Consider the following 16,009-nt stretch of genomic DNA (forward strand, 5'->3'; position numbering starts at 1 on the left):
CAGCAGCTCGGAGCCAGCCATGACCCGCCTTCAAACCGCCTTGGACGCCATTGACGAAGCCAACGCAAAAGATCCCAGACTGGATGAAGGCCAACCCGAAGCTCTGCTCTATGGGACGCGGATGTCGGATGAAACCAACCGACTTTTTCCCAATGCTTCCGAAAGCTTACAGATTGCAGCACGGGGTCAGCACATCGAGCGCTGGGTCTTGAAACGGGCCGACTATCCGGAAGGACGCGCAGGTTATCTCAAATGGCGTCGCGACCTCGCAGTGCACCACGCGGATCGTGTTTCGACCATAATGGGCGATGCAGGTTTCTCGGAAGATGAGATATCTGAGACCGGAGCGATGCTGCGCAAAGAAGGCATCAAACGCAACGATCAAGTTCAAGCTCTTGAAGACATTATCTGTTTTGTCTTTTTGAAGTGGTACTTCGCACCTTTCGCAGCCAAGCATCCTGAAGAAAAAGTGCTCGATATCGTGGTCAAAACGGCGCGAAAAATGTCCGCCGACGCCCGCGCCCGCGTGCTCGCTGAATTCAACCTGCCTGCGGATCTTGCCGCAGCCTTCGAAGCCCCCAACGCATGAGCACTCCGCAACGGGAAGCTCTCATCGTAGCACATGGACAGCCGTCTGTGCCCGTCCCTCCCGAACTGTGGCTACAAGGGTTTGCCGCAGCGGTTGGCAAGCATCTGCCCGGCTGGAACATTCGCGCAGCCACTCTCGCAATGCCCGAAGCTCTGGAGCGGCAAGTGGCTGAAATGCCAGCAGGTTCTCCAATTTTCCCTATGTTCATGGCGGACGGTTGGTTTGTCTCGAAGATCCTTCCCCGGCGGCTCAACGGCGCTGATCTCAGCATTCTTCCCCCGCTCGGATTTCACCCTGCTCTACCCGACGTAGCAGCCGCAAGCATCCGAAAGAAGCTCATCTCGTTAGGTTGGGAGAACACCAAGAGTCACTTGCTTTTGGCGGCTCATGGCTCGGCCAAAGGTCCGAAAGCTGCAGCCTCAGCCAATGCCTTTGCTCAACTGCTCAGAGACCGCCTCCAGGACCTGAAAATCACCACAGGTTTTGTCGAAGAAGCGCCCTTCATAGCCGACGCCGCGCGGAACCTACCAAAGCAGAGCCTTTGCTTGCCGTTCTTCGCGCTGGAAGGAGAACATTGCCGGGAGGACATCCCAGAAGCGCTTGAAGAAGCAAATTTTTCTGGACACCTCATGCCCCCGCTCGGCACATGGGACGAAGCGGCAAAAATGGTTGCTGACACCTTCCGCAATTGTGCCTAAAGCGACCCGCCCCGTGTGACTTGTGGCTCCAATTTTACAGTTTGGGCCGGCGAATTCGGCCCCTGTGACGCCAAAATGATCTCCGCCGCCTTCTGGCCGATCTCAAATCGATGGGCGTCCGTGGTTGCCAAGGTCATCGGCAAACCACGCAACAGTTTCAAATTGTTGAACCCAGCCAGCGCCAACTCATCGGGAACCGAAATGCCCTTGGCCAAACAGTGCATATAGGCACCGACACTCAATACATCGCTTGAAAAATAGATACACTCCAACTCCGGCGTTCGCGCCCGCAACATTTCGGTCAACTCATGACCCGTCTCAATCGAAGACACCCCGGAATAAAGCTCTTGATCAACCAATGAAATGCCTGCGTCTTCAAGTGCTTGCTCAAAACCTTTCAGGCGTTTCTCTGCCCGATAATCCTGCGGCATCTTCGTGCCGATAAAGCCGATTTTCTGATAACCCGCATCCAAAATGGTGCGCGCCATCACGCGTCCGGCTTCAAGATGCGAGATCCCAACGCAGTGTTTGACGGGATCTCCATCCACATCCATCACTTCGACAACTGGACAGTCGGCATTCGCCAACATCTTGCGTGCAGCATCATTGTGCTCAAGCCCCGCAACCACCACACCAGTGGGGCGCCAACTCAGCATCTCACGAATGACCTCTTCCTCTTCAAGCAGATCATACCCTGTGACACCAATCACCGGCTTCAGCGGCGTGTCTTTCAGCGTTGAGCTAATGCCCGAGAGAACCTCTGGAAAAACAGAGGAATTGAGGCTCGGCACCACCACGCCCACAAGATTCACTTTGCTCGAAGCCAAAGCTCCGGCAATTCGATTCGGCACATATCCGACTTCACGCGCGATCTGTTCGACCTTTTGACGCGTGGCTTCAGATACGTCCTGAGCACCACGCATGGCGCGCGACGCAGTCATTTCACTCACGCCCGCGAGCTTGGCGATGTCTTTGAGAAGTAGCTTTTTTCCCATGCCCAGATCGTCTGACACAACCACCGCCAACGCAACCCTGAAAGCGCACCTCGCAGAAGTTCGTGAGACCCCTTGATTCCAGAAAGATTAGAGTATACCGATAGCGCTAACGGTGGCGCTACCACAAGCGCTATTTAGGGTGTTGGGAGAAAGACATGACCACCAAGATAGCCATCAACGGATTTGGCCGCATCGGGCGCGGTGTACTGCGTGCCCTGATCGAAAGCGGCGCAGACGATATTGAAGTCGTAGCCATTAACGATCTGTCACCGAACGACCACCTCGTTCACCTGCTGAAGTACGACAGCGTACACGGCCGCTTGAACGCGGATGTGTCGCTGGAAGGCGACGTGATGAAAGTCGCGGGCCAGTCAATCCGCCTTACCGCGATCCGCGACCCGCAGGAACTGCCTTGGTCAGACGTGGACGTAGCCTATGAGTGCACAGGCATTTTCACTGCACGCGATAAGGCGGCTCTGCTGTTGGAAAGCGGTGCCAAGCGCGTATTGATCTCCGCTCCCGGCGCAAATGCTGACAAAACAGTTGTGTTCGGAGTCAACGATGATGCGCTAACCGTTGAAGATGTGATTGTCTCAAACGCGTCCTGCACCACCAACTGTCTTGCCCCCGTGGCCAAAGTGCTCGACGATGCTTTCGGCATCAAAACCGGCTACATGACAACGATCCACGCCTACACCGGCGATCAGCCAACCCATGACACAAACCACAAAGATCTATACCGCGCGCGTGCCGCCGCCCTGTCTATGATCCCAACTTCGACCGGCGCCGCCCGTGCGATCTCTCTCGTATTGCCGCACCTGAAAGACAAACTGGAAGGTTCCGCCGTTCGTGTGCCAACCGCCAATGTCTCTATGGTTGATCTGGTATTTGTGCCTTCTAAAGAAGCTTCTGTGGAAAGCGTGAACGCCGCCGTCAAAGCTGCTGCCGAAGGCCCGCTCAAAGGCGTGCTCGGCTATGAGGAAGCACCGCTTGTCTCCGCGGATTTCAACCATGACAGCCATTCTTCGGTCTTTGCTCCGGCTCAGACCAGCGTAACCGAAGAAGGTCTGGTGCGCGTGGTCAGCTGGTATGACAATGAATGGGGCTTCTCCAACCGTATGCTCGACACAAGCCGCCGGATGGGCGCGCTTCTGAAGGGTTAAATCAGATGGTCGCGCGCGTTATCCCCGTTGCTCCGTTTGATCTGGTGATCTTTGGAGCCACCGGTGATCTGGCCCGTCGCAAAATTTTGCCGGGGCTGTTTCACAGATTTCGCGCGGGCCAAATGCCTGCTGAGGCACGCATCATTGGTGCGGCGCGATCCGATATGGACAACGCCGCATTCCGCGCCTTGATCAAAGAAGCGATTGTTGAATTTGTCGACGAAAGCCTCCGTCCGGGCGACACGGTTGACACGTTTGTTGAGCGGCTCGCTTACTTTCACGTCGACGCAACCGGCGAAGACGGCTGGCAGGCGCTGAATGACTATCTGCGGGATGACACCATCCGCACCTTCTATCTCTCTGTCAGTCCATCACTCTTTGGCGCTATCGCCCAACGGCTGAGCCAGCATAGCATCGCCACGCCCGACAGCCGTATTGTGGTGGAAAAGCCCTTTGGGCACGATCTGGCAAGCGCCCAGGCGCTGAATAAGGATCTGCTGTCGCATTTTGACGAACAACAGATTTACCGCATCGACCATTACCTTGGCAAAGAGACCGTGCAGAACCTCATGGCGCTGCGCTTCGCCAACTCACTGTTTGAACCGCTGTGGAATTCAACCCACATCGACCACGTTCAGATCACGGTTGCAGAGAGCATCGGGGTGGCTGGTCGCGGCGGATACTATGACCAATCCGGCGCCATGCGCGACATGGTGCAGAACCACCTGATGCAGCTGCTGTGCCTGATCGCGATGGAGCCGCCTTCCAAGTTCACGCCCAATTCCGTGCGCGATGAGAAGGTCAAGGTGATCGAAGCGCTGGAACCAGTTGAGCTCAGCGACATCGTGCGCGGCCAATATCTCGCTGGCCGCGATGGCAGAAGCTACCTCGAAGACGTCGAAAACACCGACAGCCGCACCGAAAGCTTTATCGCGATGGAGCTCGCTGTAGGAAACTGGCGGTGGGCTGGGGCGCCTTTCTATCTGCGCACCGGTAAGCGTCTGCGCGGCCGCAGCTCTGAAATCGCCGTTGTCTTCCGCGACCCGCCTCACAACATCTTCCCCAATAAGATGGAAGGACGCAAAGGCAATGCGCTGATCATTCGGTTGCAACCGGACGAAGGCATCACCCTGCGTACCACCATCAAAGAGCCCGGCCCCGGCGGTATGCGCCTGACCGAGGTGGCGATGGACATGTCCTTTGCAGAGGCTCTTGGTGAAAATCTTATCTCACAAGACGCCTATGAGCGGCTTATTATGGATGTCATCCGCGGCGACCAAACGCTATTCATGCGGGGTGATGAAGTGGAAGCCGCTTGGGCTTGGGCCGATCCTCTGATTTCCGCGTGGGAAGAGGCAGGACAGCGCCCGGTGCCATATGATCCGGGCAGTTCCGGCCCCGAAGAGGCACTCATGTTGATGCATCAGGGCGGGCGTCGCTGGCGCCCGATCGGTAACTAAGGCCAATTGGCCCAAGATAGGAAGGATGGCTCCTATGCCGCTCCACCCAACCGTTGAAAAAGTCACCGAGCGCATCATTGCGCGCAGCAAACCACACCGTGGCACCTATCTGGAACGCATGACACAAGCGGCCAGCCAAGGCCCGGCCCGCGCCCATCTCAGCTGCTCGGGCCAGGCCCATGCCTATGCAGGCGCGGGCGCAGATCAATCTGCACTGGCCACCGGCACCGCTGGCAACCTCGGCATCATCACCGCCTACAATGACATGCTCTCAGCGCACCAGCCCTTTGAGCGCTATCCCACGCTGATCCGCGATGCCGCACGTGCGGCCGGTGGCACAGCCCAGGTGGCTGGGGGTGTTCCCGCCATGTGTGATGGCGTCACGCAGGGCGAAGCTGGCATGGAGCTTTCCCTGTTTTCCCGAGATGTGATTGCCCTCGCCGCCGGGGTTGCCCTAAGCCACAACACCTTTGATGCCTCCGTCTACCTTGGTGTGTGCGACAAAATCGTGCCCGGTCTTGTGATCGCGGCACAAAGCTTTGGCCATCTCCCAGCGGTCTTCCTGCCAGCAGGTCCCATGACCTCTGGCATCTCAAACGACGAGAAAGCCAAAGTCCGTCAACGCTTCGCGGCAGGCGAGGCTGACCGTGCGGAGCTGATGGCCTCCGAAATGGCGGCGTATCACGGCCCCGGCACATGCACCTTCTATGGGACCGCCAACACCAACCAGATGCTGATGGAATTCATGGGGCTGCACCTGCCGGGTTCCAGTTTCGTCTCCCCCAACACCGATCTGCGTGATGCGCTCACAGAAGAAGGTGCACGACGCGCGCTCTCTCTTTCGGCGCTCGGCAACAACTACACCCCAACCTGCGATATCCTGGACGAAAAAGCCTTTGTGAATGGCATGATCGGCCTCAATGCCACCGGCGGCTCGACCAATCTGCTGATCCACCTGATCGCCATGGCCCGCGCAGGCGGCATCGTTCTGACATGGGAAGATTTTGCAGAATTGTCTGACGTGACCCCTCTGCTGGCGCGTGTCTATCCCAACGGCCTTGCTGACGTGAACCATTTCCACGCGGCAGGTGGACTTGGATACATGATTGGAGAACTTCTCTCCGCGGGTCTTCTGCACAGCGACACCAAAACCGTCGCCGGCGAAGGAATGAAAAACTACACGCAAGAACCGAAACTGATAGACGGTGCCTTGATCTGGCAACCGGGGACAAAGGTTTCGCTCAACGACAAAATCGTCCGCCCGGCGACTGATCCCTTCCAACCAACGGGCGGTCTTGCACGGCTTACAGGCAATCTCGGCACCTCTGTGATGAAGATCTCCGCCGTCGCCCCTGAACATCGCTTGGTCGAAGCTCCAGTCCGCGTGTTCCATGACCAGGACGAAGTGAAAGCCGCGTTCCAAGCGGGCGAATTGACCGAAGACGTGGTGATTGTTGTGCGGTTCCAGGGCCCCAAGGCCAACGGCATGCCTGAACTTCACAGCCTGACACCGTTGATGTCGATCATGCAGGGCAAAGGTCTCAAGGTCGCATTTGTCACCGATGGGCGTATGTCGGGTGCATCTGGCAAGATCCCCGCCGCAATTCATGTGAGCCCAGAAGCGCTCGACGGCGGCACCATCGCCAAACTCAAAGACGGCGATATCGTGCGTGTGGACGCCGAGGCGGGAGTCCTAGAAGTGCTCACAGAGGGTGTCGAAGAACGCCCCGCTGTTGTCGCAGATCTCACTGCTTATCAATCCGGCACAGGCCGCGATCTTTTTGCCACTTTCCGCAATGCCGTTGGCTCTGCCACGACCGGCGCCTCTATCTTTGAAGGATCACATTGATGCCTATCACCCCAAAGGATGCCAGTGCTCAGGCCCGCGATATCTGCAATGCGGCCCCGATTGTGCCTGTGCTCGTTGTTGAAAATGCCTCTGATGCCAAACCTTTGGCCGAGGCACTGGTTGCGGGTGGCCTGCCCGCACTTGAAGTGACTTTGCGCACACCGGCCGCACTGGATGTGATCCGCGCGATGGCCGAGGTGCCTGGCGGTATGGTTGGTGCTGGTACCCTGCTGACACCGGCAGATGTGAAAGCTGCGAAAGAAGCTGGCGCCACATTTGGCGTCTCCCCGGGCGCCACCGACACGCTGATTGCCGCATGTGAGGCCGAGGGGCTTCCCCTCTTGCCAGGTGCAGCCTCCGCCAGTGAGGCCATGGCGCTTTTGGAACGCGGCTATGACATGCTGAAATTCTTCCCAGCGGAGGCCGCAGGTGGCGCAAAATTCCTCGGTTCCCTGGCAAGCCCGTTGCCGCAAGTTTCCTTCTGCCCTACTGGTGGTGTGAACCCGCAAAACGCTGGTGATTACCTGTCCTTGCCCAACGTGGTTTGCGCAGGCGGCAGTTGGGTCGCCCCCTCAAAGCTTGTCAAAGCAGGCGCATGGGACGAAATCGAAGCGCTGGCCAAAGAAGCATCGCAACTACCGCGCTAGCCCTCTTCACCAGTTCCGACGACCGCTCACATGATGCAGCGTGCTTTCTTCAGCAAACGGATCAACCTGCGCAGGTACACTGAGCCGGTTGATTGTCTTTGAGGCCGCGATCAGCCCAACAAAGGCAAACACTGCGCCCCCAAAGGCCTGACCGAGCAACACCCCTGACGCTCCCCAAAACGCACCGCCAGCGATCACAAAGGGGTAAGTCCCCAATGTATGCCGCCCCCAATTCACATAGGTTGAATAAATCGGATGGCCGAGATTGTTGAAACAGGCATTACACACAAAGATCACACCGTTGAAAAACTGCAGAAGCGCAAGCGGCCCGCAGAAGAGGAAGATCAGCGTACGCATCTCTCCCTCAGCGTCAAAGATATCTGCGATCGGCGCGCGCAGCACAAAAAGGATCAGCGCCGCAAACAGCGTATAGGCGCTCAGAAACTGCAAGCCGGCCTTCAACGTGCCGCGCACCCTGTCAAACTGGCTCGCTCCGAAGTTCTGACCAACGATTGGCCCGATTGCGCCTGAAAGCGCAAATACCACTGCAAAGGCCACCGGCAGCAACCGCCCAATCACCGCCATCGCAGCCACCGCATCGGTGCCATAGCGCGCCATTTCACGGGTTACGATGGCAGTTCCCAAAGGCGAAGCCACATTGGTCAACACAGCAGGCCCTGCAATCCCGCCAATCGCCTTGGCGTCGCGCACAAGAAGACGTGCCGCAGGCCGCGCATAGCCATTGTGAATACGGATCACGCAAAAGAGCGCGTAGCCACACATCACCATCCGCGCCACAACTGAGGCATAAGCAGCCCCATCAAGTCCAAGCCCGACGCCAAAGATCAGAATTGGATCCAGCGTGGCATTCACGAGGCCGCCAAACACCGTTCCCATCATCGACCGGCGGGCATCGCCATATGCCCGCAGCACTGCCATGCTTGCCATCGCTATGCCCATCAGCGGCATGGTTGGCAGTACGATGCTGACGTATCGCTTTGCCAGCGCTAATGTCTCCGCCTCAGCGCCCAGCCAGGAAATGATTGGATCAAGCGAACTCAATACGCCAATCGGCACAAGCACGCCGATCATTGCGACAACGACAGCAACCGAAGTGGCATATTCGCGTGCCATCTGCGGCTGATCCGCGCCCACCGAGCGCGCCACCAGAGAGCCTGAAGAGATCGAGAGCCCGATATTGATCGCGTTGGTGAAGAACAGCAATGTACCGGCATAACCTACGGCAGCCGCAAGTGCTTTGTTGCCAAGCATTGAGATGAAAATCATGTCAACAAAATCGACTGCGAAAATCGCCATCAAGCCGACGGACGAGGTGAGCGACATCACGGTGACATGCCGCATCAAAGCGCCCTGAAGGAAAACTGCCTTAGCCAAATTTATCGCCCCTGTTCCGGTTCATCTGTCTTCAGGTTCGCCGGTGGCGGCACCCACCCGTCCGAGGCTTGAACCCCAAAACCTGTGCTGGCATTGCGCAGCTCTTCTTCCATCTGCTCATTCAGCTCACGCGCCAAGGCTACAAACTCAGGATTGTCGCCTGCCCGCACCCCCGGTTTATGAACAGAAGCCGTGTCCACAAGCAGTTTCCTGTCAGCCTTGGTGAACCTTCGCGCCAAGCGCTCCGCTTGGTAAGGATGAATCCCAAGAGCTTCATAGGCAGAGCGCCCGGCCCGCACCGCACTGTCAAACGTTTCCCGCACGATGTCATTTGCGCCAGCCTGGTACAGGTCATAGACATGCTCCCGGTCGACCGCACGCGCTACGATATGCACGTGCGGGTGATGGCGCGACACATACTCCACCAGATGCGTAATTTGCTCTTTACCGTCGATGGCCACAACCAGCATCTTTGCGTCATCAATGCCCGCAGCATGAAGCATGTCCGGCCTGGTACCGTCGCCAAAAAACACTTTGGTGCCAAACCGGCGAACCATTTCAAGTTGTGTTGCGGAGTAATCCACCAGCACGGGCTGCTCCCCGATCTGCCGCAGCATACGCGCTACCACGCCACCGAAGCGTCCATAACCGACAACAATAATGGGGCTGCTATGATCAATCTCGTCGGCCTCAGCTTCCTGATCATGGGCAAACTTAGACGCAACCACCCGATCGTAGAAAATGAACAACGCCGGCGTCAGCAGCATGGAGAGTGTCACCACAAGCAATGCAATCTGGGCGATCTCCTGAGGCAGCACATTGTTGGCAACAGTGAAACTCAACAGCACAAAGCCAAATTCACCCGCCTGAGCGAGCCCCAAGGTGAAAAGCCAGCGATCAGCGCCTTGCAGCCTAAAGAGCAGGGTCAAAATGTAGAGAACGAAGGCTTTGATCAGCATCACACCAAGCGTGATGCCCACCACCATCCAGAGGTTCTCAGCAAGCAAACTGAAGTTGATCGCCGCCCCGACGGTCATAAAAAACAGCCCTAGCAGAAGTCCTCGAAATGGATCGATGTCGCTCTCTAGTTCGTGTCTGTATTCACTATTGGCCAGAACCACGCCTGCCAAGAAAGTACCCAATGCAGGTGATAGCCCGACGAGGCTCATCAACAGAGCAATACCAATCACCAGCGCGAGCGCGGTTGCCACAAACACCTCCCGCAGGTTCGCCAGCGCCACAAAGCGGAACAGAGGGCGTGTCAAAAAGCTACCGATCACGCCAATTGAGCCTATTGCCGCCAAAGTGATCAGCCCTACCTGCCAGCTCGGGCGTCCATCAACCAGACTGATCGCTGCATGACCATCGCCATGCCCACCCTCATGTCCATCATCGTGACCTCCGCCATGGGCGACATCTGCCCCGAGCCCTGCCAATTCCGGCAACGCCAAGAGTGGTAACAAAGCCAGCATTGGGATCACGGCAATGTCCTGAAACAACAGCACTTGGAATGACGATTTCCCGCCCTGTGCCTGCATCAAGCCCTTTTCGTTGAGGGTCTGCAAAACTATGGCCGTAGAGGACAGCGCAAAAACCATCCCAAGCGCCAATGCGACGGTGGGCTGCAGCCCCAAAAGCATCGCAATTGCTGCAATCAATGCAATGCTCAACCCCACTTGCAAGCCGCCCAGCCCCAACAAGCGCCGCCGCATGGCCCAAAGCATCTTCGGATCAAGCTCCAGGCCCACCAGAAACAGCATCATCACCACGCCAAACTCGGCGAAATGCTGGACCTGAATGATGTCCACATCAAGCCAATGGAGAATGGGTGAAATCGCGATACCTGCCAACAGGTAGCCTAAGACAGATCCCAATCCGAGCTTGGACGCCAGAGGCACAGCAATGACACCCGCAATCAAAATGACGGTGGCAAGCAATAAGAAGCTGGTCATTGGATCACCTCATTCAGGTTTTCGGCTTGTACCACGCCGAGCGCATTGGTCGCTTCAAACGACACTTGATCATCGCGCAACGCGACCAGCCAACGCCGCCATCCTTCCGCATGTGGGCTTAATCCGTGCCCCTCACGCTTGGCCAAAGCGCCGTAAAGCACATAGGGCGAAAGGAATTGCATATGGCACAGCCGTGCCGTTTGCTCCATCGGCGTAAGCAAAGTGCGCAGTGCAAAACCGTTATAGCCATTTGCTCCGTAGGCGTCCTCAGGCGCGCCGCAGGTGATGCCCATCGACCAGATTTTACCCGCCAGTTTGTCTCCGCCCGTTCCATAGGCGAACCCATGTTCCAGCACCAAATCCTGCCATTCCTTGATGATCGAGGGCGTAGAGTACCAAAACAAAGGATATTGAAAGAGGATAACATCGCTGCGAAGCAGCCTCTCCTGCTCCGCCGCTACATCGATATCAAACCGAGGATACTTGGCGTAAAGATCGACAAATTCGATGCCTTCCACTGACTGAGTTGCGGCATTCATAGCCTTGTTTGCCATCGAATGCTGCGCACCCGGATGCGCCTGATAGACCAATACGCGCATATTAGGCGCCTCCCCACGTCAATGCTGTTACGCCACATTGCCACCGCTTGTGGTCAAGACCAACCCAACACAGTCCGCCGAATGCCGAATTCCGTTTTCTCCACACAAAGAAAAACGCCGTCCCAAGGGACGGCGTTTTTGATGTCTCATAGCGTTTGGCTTAGCCACCGAAGTCATCAAGCATGATGTCTTCGCGATCCACACCTAGATCCAACAGCATATTGATCACGGATTGGTTCATGATGGGCGGACCACACATGTAGAACTCACAATCCTCAGGTGCTGGGTGGTTCTTGAGGTATTCTTCAAACAGAACGTTGTGAATAAAGCCGGTGTAGCCCTTCCAATCGTCCTCAGGCAGCGCATCAGAGAGCGCCACGTGCCATTCGAAGTTATCAAACTCCTCAGCCAAACCGTCGAAGTCCTCAACAAAGAACATCTCGCGCTTGGAACGTGCACCGTACCAGAAAGTGATCTTGCGATCGCGGTTTTCCAGACGCTTGAGCTGATCGAAGATGTGGCTCCGCATTGGGGCCATACCCGCACCACCACCGATAAAGACCATCTCTTTGTTGGTATCACGTGCGAAGAACTCACCAAACGGACCCGAAATCGTCACCTTGTCACCTGGCTTCAGGTTGAAGATGTAAGATGACATTTGACCCGGGGGGATGCCTTGGCTGCCCGGAGGTGGCGAGGCCACACGCACGTTCAGCATGATGAGGCCTTTTTCATCCGGGTAGTTCGCCATGGAGTAAGCACGTTCGATTGGCTCGCTCACCGTGGATTCATACTGCCACAGGTTAAACTTGTCCCAATCTTCGTGGTACTCTTCTTCAATCGCGAAGTCTTTGTAAGACAGCTTATGCGCCGGCGCTTCGATCTGAATATAACCACCTGCGCGGAAATTCACATCTTCGCCTTCTGGCAGTTCCAGAACGAGGTTCTTGATGAAGGTCGCAACGTTTTCGTTGGAGCGCACAGTACACTCCCACTTTTTCACGCCGAACACCTCTTCAGGCACTTCGATGTTCATGTCCTGCTTCACAGCCACCTGACACGACAGGCGATCACCGCAAGCCGCTTCACGTTTGGTGATGTGGCTTTCCTCGGTTGGCAAGATCGAACCGCCGCCGGAGTGAATGCGCACACGGCACTGAGCACAGGTACCACCACCACCACAGGCAGAAGGAACGAACAGTTTGTGTTCCGCCAGCGTTTGCAGCAGCTTGCCACCCGCAGGCACAGAGATCGTTTTCTCGCCGTTGATTGTGATGTTCACATCACCGGTAGACACGAGCTTGGAGCGCGCGGCCAAAATGATGGTCACAAGCGCCAGAACGATCAGCGTGAAAAGAATGACGCCTAGTGTAAATGTTTCCATGTCCTTTTCCCCTTCAGAGTTTCACGCCGGAGAAGGACATGAAGGCCAAAGCCATCAGACCTGCGGTGATGAAGGTAATTCCAAGGCCTTGCAGACCGTCAGGAATATCGGAGTACTTCAGCTTCTCGCGCACACCCGCCATCGCAGTGATCGCCAGTGCCCAACCAAAGCCGGAAGACAGACCGTATGTGGTGGCTTCGGCAAAGTTGTAGTCACGTTCCACCATGAAGAGCGAGCCACCGAGGATGGCGCAGTTCACGGTGATCAGTGGCAAGAACACACCCAGCGCGTTGTAGAGCGGTGGGAAGAACTTATCGAGTACCATTTCCAGGATCTGAACCATCGCCGCAATCACGCCGATGTAGCAGATCAGACCAAGGAAGGTGAGGTCCACATTCGGGAAGCCTGCCCATGCCAGCGCACCAGGCGCCAGCAGGTATGTCAGAAGCAGGTTGTTGGTAGGAACCGTGATCGCTTGAACCAGCATCACAGAAATACCCAGACCAAGCGCGGTCGAAATCTTCTTGGACACGGCGATAAAGGTACACATGCCAAGGAAGAAAGAAAGCGCAAGGTTCTCAACAAAGACGGCCTTTACGGCCAGAGAGAGAAGCCCTTCCATTAGTGGCCCTCCACAACTTGAATTTTGTATTCACGCTCTTCCACTTGTTCCGGCTTCCAGCTGCGCACAGCCCAGATCAGCAAGCCGATGATGAAGAACGCCGAAGGTGGCAGCAGCAGCATGCCGTTGGGCACATACCAGCCACCGTTGTTCACGGTAGGCAGGATGGTGAAACCAAACAGGCTACCCGCGCCAAACAGTTCTCGAATGAAGCCAACAACCAGAAGCAATGCCCCATAGCCAAGGCCGTTGCCCGCGCCATCGATGAAACTATCGATAGGCGTGTTTTTCATGGCGAAAGCTTCGGCGCGGCCCATCACGATACAGTTGGTGATGATCAGGCCCACGAACACCGAAAGTGTTTTGGACACATCATAGGCGTAAGCTTTGAGCACCTGGTCCACGATGATCACGAGCGATGCGATGATCACCATCTGCACGATGATACGGATCGAGCCCGGGATCTGGTTGCGCAGCACCGAGATGAACATGGAGCTGAACGCGGTCACAGAGGTCACCGCCAGCGCCATCACAAAGGCCACCTGCAGCGAGGAGGTCACGGCGAGGGCAGAACAAATGCCCAGAACCTGAAGCGTGATCGGGTTGTTGTCGACCAACGGGTCGATCAGAAGGTCTCTCTTGGTTTGCGCCATCAGATCTCTCCCGCTTTGAGGTTTTCAAGGAACGGTGCGAAGCCAGCTTCCCCCATCCAGAAGCGCACGAGGTTGTCCACACCAACCGAAGTCAGTGTCGCACCTGCGAGTGCATCTACATGGTGATCGGCACCCGCAGCCGAGGCAGATTTGGCAACTGTGATCTGCAGCTCACCCGCGTCATCAGCCAGCTTTTTGCCGTTCCACAGCGATTTCCAGCGTGGGTTGTCCACCTCGGCACCAAGGCCAGGGGTTTCCGCGTGGCTGTAGAACTGCAGACCAAAGATGTCGTTGCCGTTCTCTTCCAGCGCGATGAAGCCGTAAAGTGTCGACCACAGGCCATAACCATGGATCGGCAGGATCACCTTATCGAGCGAGCCATCGTCGTTGCGCAGCAGATAAACTGTCACGAACTTGGATTGGCGGCCAATGCCCGCGGGGTCATCGCTCAGCGCCACAGAAAGTTCTGGGTCCGAAGCAGCAGCGCGATCGTCAAAAGTCGCGGCATCAAATGCATCGGTGAAAGTGCCAGTTTCCAGCTCCAGAACATGGGGCTCAAATACGCTGAAACCTTCCAGCACATCCATACCCGGCTCATAGAGACCCGCCACCTGAAGAACGTTGGCTTGTTTGTCCTTGAGCTTGTTTTGCTCCTGCAGCGGGCGCAGCGCAACAGAGACCGCAGATACGATCATCGAAGCCACCAGACACAGGGTCACAGCGATAAAGACTGTTTTACCCACGCTGTCAGGCGGTGCCGCGAGAAAGCGTGCAATCGCGCCTTTGTTTTCGTTGGAAGCGTCAGACATGTTGACGGGCCCTCCGTTTGATATTGGCCTGCACAACGAAGTAGTCGATCAGAGGCGCAAAAACGTTACCGAATAGGATTGCGAGCATCATGCCTTCTGGGAAGGCCGGGTTGATCACACGGATCATGACCACCATGAAGCCGATGAGCGCACCGTAAATGTAGCGGCCAACATTGGTGTGGCTGGCAGAGACCGGCTCGGTCACCATGAACACCATGCCAAAGGCAAAACCGCCCACAACAAAGTGCCAGTACCAAGGCATCGCAAACATCGGGTTGGTATCAGAGCCAATCAGGTTCAGGAGCAGTGAGAAGCCGATCATTCCACCCATGCAGCCAACAACCAGTCGCCAGTTGGCAATCTTGGTGATTAGCAAGAACGCCAGACCAATCAGACACGCCAGCGCCGATGTCTCACCGATGGAGCCCTGAACGGTGCCCACAAAGGAGTTCATCCAGTTCATGCCCTGCGCGGCCAGTTGCTCGTAGCCCTGAGAAGCAGAAACAGACAGGGCTGTCGCGCCGGAGAAACCGTCAACCGGGGTCCAGATCGTGTCACCGGACATGTTGGCCGGATAGGCGAAGTAAAGGAATGCACGGCCTGTCAATGCAGGGTTCAGGAAGTTTTTACCTGTACCGCCGAACACTTCTTTGCCGATCACCACACCAAAGGAAATCCCGAGGGCTACCTGCCAGAGTGGTGCAGACGGCGGCATGATCAGCGCAAACAGCATGGAGCTTACAAGGAAGCCTTCGTTCACTTCGTGGCCGCGAACGGTCGCGAAAATCACTTCCCAGATACCACCCACGACCAATGTCGTGATGTAGATGGGCAGAAAGTACAGCAAACCATGCGCAAAGTTGGCCAGCGGATTGCTCGCATCAAAACCAATGCCCAGTGCAGAGATGATGCTCGCGCGCCAACCGGAAGGCTCGAAGGTCCCGTAAGCAGAGTTGACCTGCAGACCGACGTTATAAAGCCCCATGATGATGCATGGGATGGTCGCGATCACCACATAGGTCATAATCCGCTTCATATCCACGTAAGAACGTGCATGCGGCGCAGCAGTCGTGACAGTCTTAGGCGTGTAGATGAAGCTTTCCACCATCTCATAGAGAGGGAAATACTTCTCGTACTTACCGCCTTTCACAAAATTCGGTTCGATCCGATCAAAGAAGTTACGCAACCCCATTA

At 56.3% G+C, this 16,009-nt stretch carries 15 protein-coding genes; 6 read left to right on the forward strand and 9 right to left on the reverse strand.

Translation table 11 applies throughout. From position 1 onward, the window contains the following. Positions 1–19: 19 nt before the first annotated feature. Entirely contained in the window at positions 20–589 is a 570-nt protein-coding gene (locus J7400_RS15895; protein ID WP_209065084.1) for a DUF4202 domain-containing protein, read from the forward strand. Continuing rightward, positions 586–1,287: a CbiX/SirB N-terminal domain-containing protein gene (locus J7400_RS15900; RefSeq protein ID WP_209065085.1), complete on the forward strand. Its 702-nt coding sequence runs from the start codon at positions 586–588 to the stop codon at positions 1,285–1,287. Before J7400_RS15895 ends, J7400_RS15900 begins: the two co-directional genes overlap by 4 nt. On the opposite strand, the gene J7400_RS15905 is transcribed toward J7400_RS15900, so the two are convergent. Next, positions 1,284–2,282, reverse strand: coding sequence for a LacI family DNA-binding transcriptional regulator (locus J7400_RS15905; RefSeq protein WP_209065254.1), 999 nt, complete (start codon positions 2,280–2,282; stop codon positions 1,284–1,286). The genes J7400_RS15900 and J7400_RS15905 overlap by 4 nt on opposite strands. Positions 2,283–2,437: 155 nt before the next feature. Between J7400_RS15905 and gap the strand changes: the two genes are divergently transcribed. Genes gap through eda form a run of 4 tightly spaced genes read left to right on the forward strand, consistent with a single transcriptional unit; the run spans position 2,438 to position 7,401 of the window. After that, a complete protein-coding gene (gene gap, locus J7400_RS15910; protein ID WP_209065086.1) occupies positions 2,438–3,445 on the forward strand; it encodes a type I glyceraldehyde-3-phosphate dehydrogenase in 1,008 nt (335 codons plus the stop codon). 5 nt (positions 3,446–3,450) lie between these two features. Then, entirely contained in the window at positions 3,451–4,905 is a 1,455-nt protein-coding gene (gene zwf / locus J7400_RS15915) for a glucose-6-phosphate dehydrogenase (protein WP_209065087.1), read from the forward strand. Between the two features lie 34 nt (positions 4,906–4,939). Further along, positions 4,940–6,754: a phosphogluconate dehydratase gene (edd, locus tag J7400_RS15920; RefSeq protein ID WP_209065088.1), complete on the forward strand. Its 1,815-nt coding sequence runs from the start codon at positions 4,940–4,942 to the stop codon at positions 6,752–6,754. Next, on the forward strand, positions 6,754–7,401 hold the full coding sequence (gene eda, locus J7400_RS15925; RefSeq protein WP_209065089.1) for a bifunctional 4-hydroxy-2-oxoglutarate aldolase/2-dehydro-3-deoxy-phosphogluconate aldolase: 648 nt from the start codon (positions 6,754–6,756) through the stop codon (positions 7,399–7,401). The genes edd and eda overlap by 1 nt, the downstream gene beginning before the upstream one ends. A 6-nt stretch (positions 7,402–7,407) precedes the next feature. Here the strand turns inward: eda and J7400_RS15930 are convergent, their stop codons facing one another. From J7400_RS15930 to J7400_RS15965, 8 genes are all read right to left on the reverse strand, one after another. After that, the gene (locus J7400_RS15930; protein ID WP_247738850.1) at positions 7,408–8,796 is read right to left on the reverse strand and encodes an MATE family efflux transporter; all 1,389 of its coding nucleotides are present in this window, start codon (positions 8,794–8,796) and stop codon (positions 7,408–7,410) included. A 2-nt stretch (positions 8,797–8,798) separates the two neighbouring features. Beyond that, positions 8,799–10,748 (reverse strand): cation:proton antiporter, encoded by a 1,950-nt coding sequence (locus J7400_RS15935; RefSeq protein ID WP_209065090.1) that lies wholly within the window; start codon positions 10,746–10,748, stop codon positions 8,799–8,801. Then, the gene (locus tag J7400_RS15940; protein ID WP_209065091.1) at positions 10,745–11,347 is read right to left on the reverse strand and encodes an NAD(P)H-dependent oxidoreductase; all 603 of its coding nucleotides are present in this window, start codon (positions 11,345–11,347) and stop codon (positions 10,745–10,747) included. Before J7400_RS15940 ends, J7400_RS15935 begins: the two co-directional genes overlap by 4 nt. A gap of 160 nt (positions 11,348–11,507) precedes the next feature. Beyond that, positions 11,508–12,731, reverse strand: coding sequence for an NADH:ubiquinone reductase (Na(+)-transporting) subunit F (nqrF, locus tag J7400_RS15945; RefSeq protein WP_209065092.1), 1,224 nt, complete (start codon positions 12,729–12,731; stop codon positions 11,508–11,510). 13 nt (positions 12,732–12,744) lie between these two features. Then, positions 12,745–13,353, reverse strand: coding sequence for an NADH:ubiquinone reductase (Na(+)-transporting) subunit E (nqrE, locus tag J7400_RS15950; protein WP_209065093.1), 609 nt, complete (start codon positions 13,351–13,353; stop codon positions 12,745–12,747). Beyond that, the gene (locus J7400_RS15955; protein ID WP_209065094.1) at positions 13,353–14,006 is read right to left on the reverse strand and encodes an NADH:ubiquinone reductase (Na(+)-transporting) subunit D; all 654 of its coding nucleotides are present in this window, start codon (positions 14,004–14,006) and stop codon (positions 13,353–13,355) included. The genes nqrE and J7400_RS15955 overlap by 1 nt, the downstream gene beginning before the upstream one ends. Then, positions 14,006–14,815 carry a Na(+)-translocating NADH-quinone reductase subunit C gene (locus J7400_RS15960; protein WP_209065095.1) on the reverse strand — a complete coding sequence of 270 codons (810 nt, stop codon included), beginning with the start codon at positions 14,813–14,815 and terminating at the stop codon, positions 14,006–14,008. The genes J7400_RS15955 and J7400_RS15960 overlap by 1 nt, the downstream gene beginning before the upstream one ends. Continuing rightward, positions 14,808–16,007: an NADH:ubiquinone reductase (Na(+)-transporting) subunit B gene (locus J7400_RS15965; RefSeq protein WP_209065096.1), complete on the reverse strand. Its 1,200-nt coding sequence runs from the start codon at positions 16,005–16,007 to the stop codon at positions 14,808–14,810. The genes J7400_RS15960 and J7400_RS15965 overlap by 8 nt, the downstream gene beginning before the upstream one ends. Between the last annotated feature and the right edge of the window lie 2 nt (positions 16,008–16,009).

This window comes from Shimia sp. R9_2 (assembly GCF_017743735.1).
In the GTDB taxonomy this organism is placed as follows: domain Bacteria; phylum Pseudomonadota; class Alphaproteobacteria; order Rhodobacterales; family Rhodobacteraceae; genus Shimia.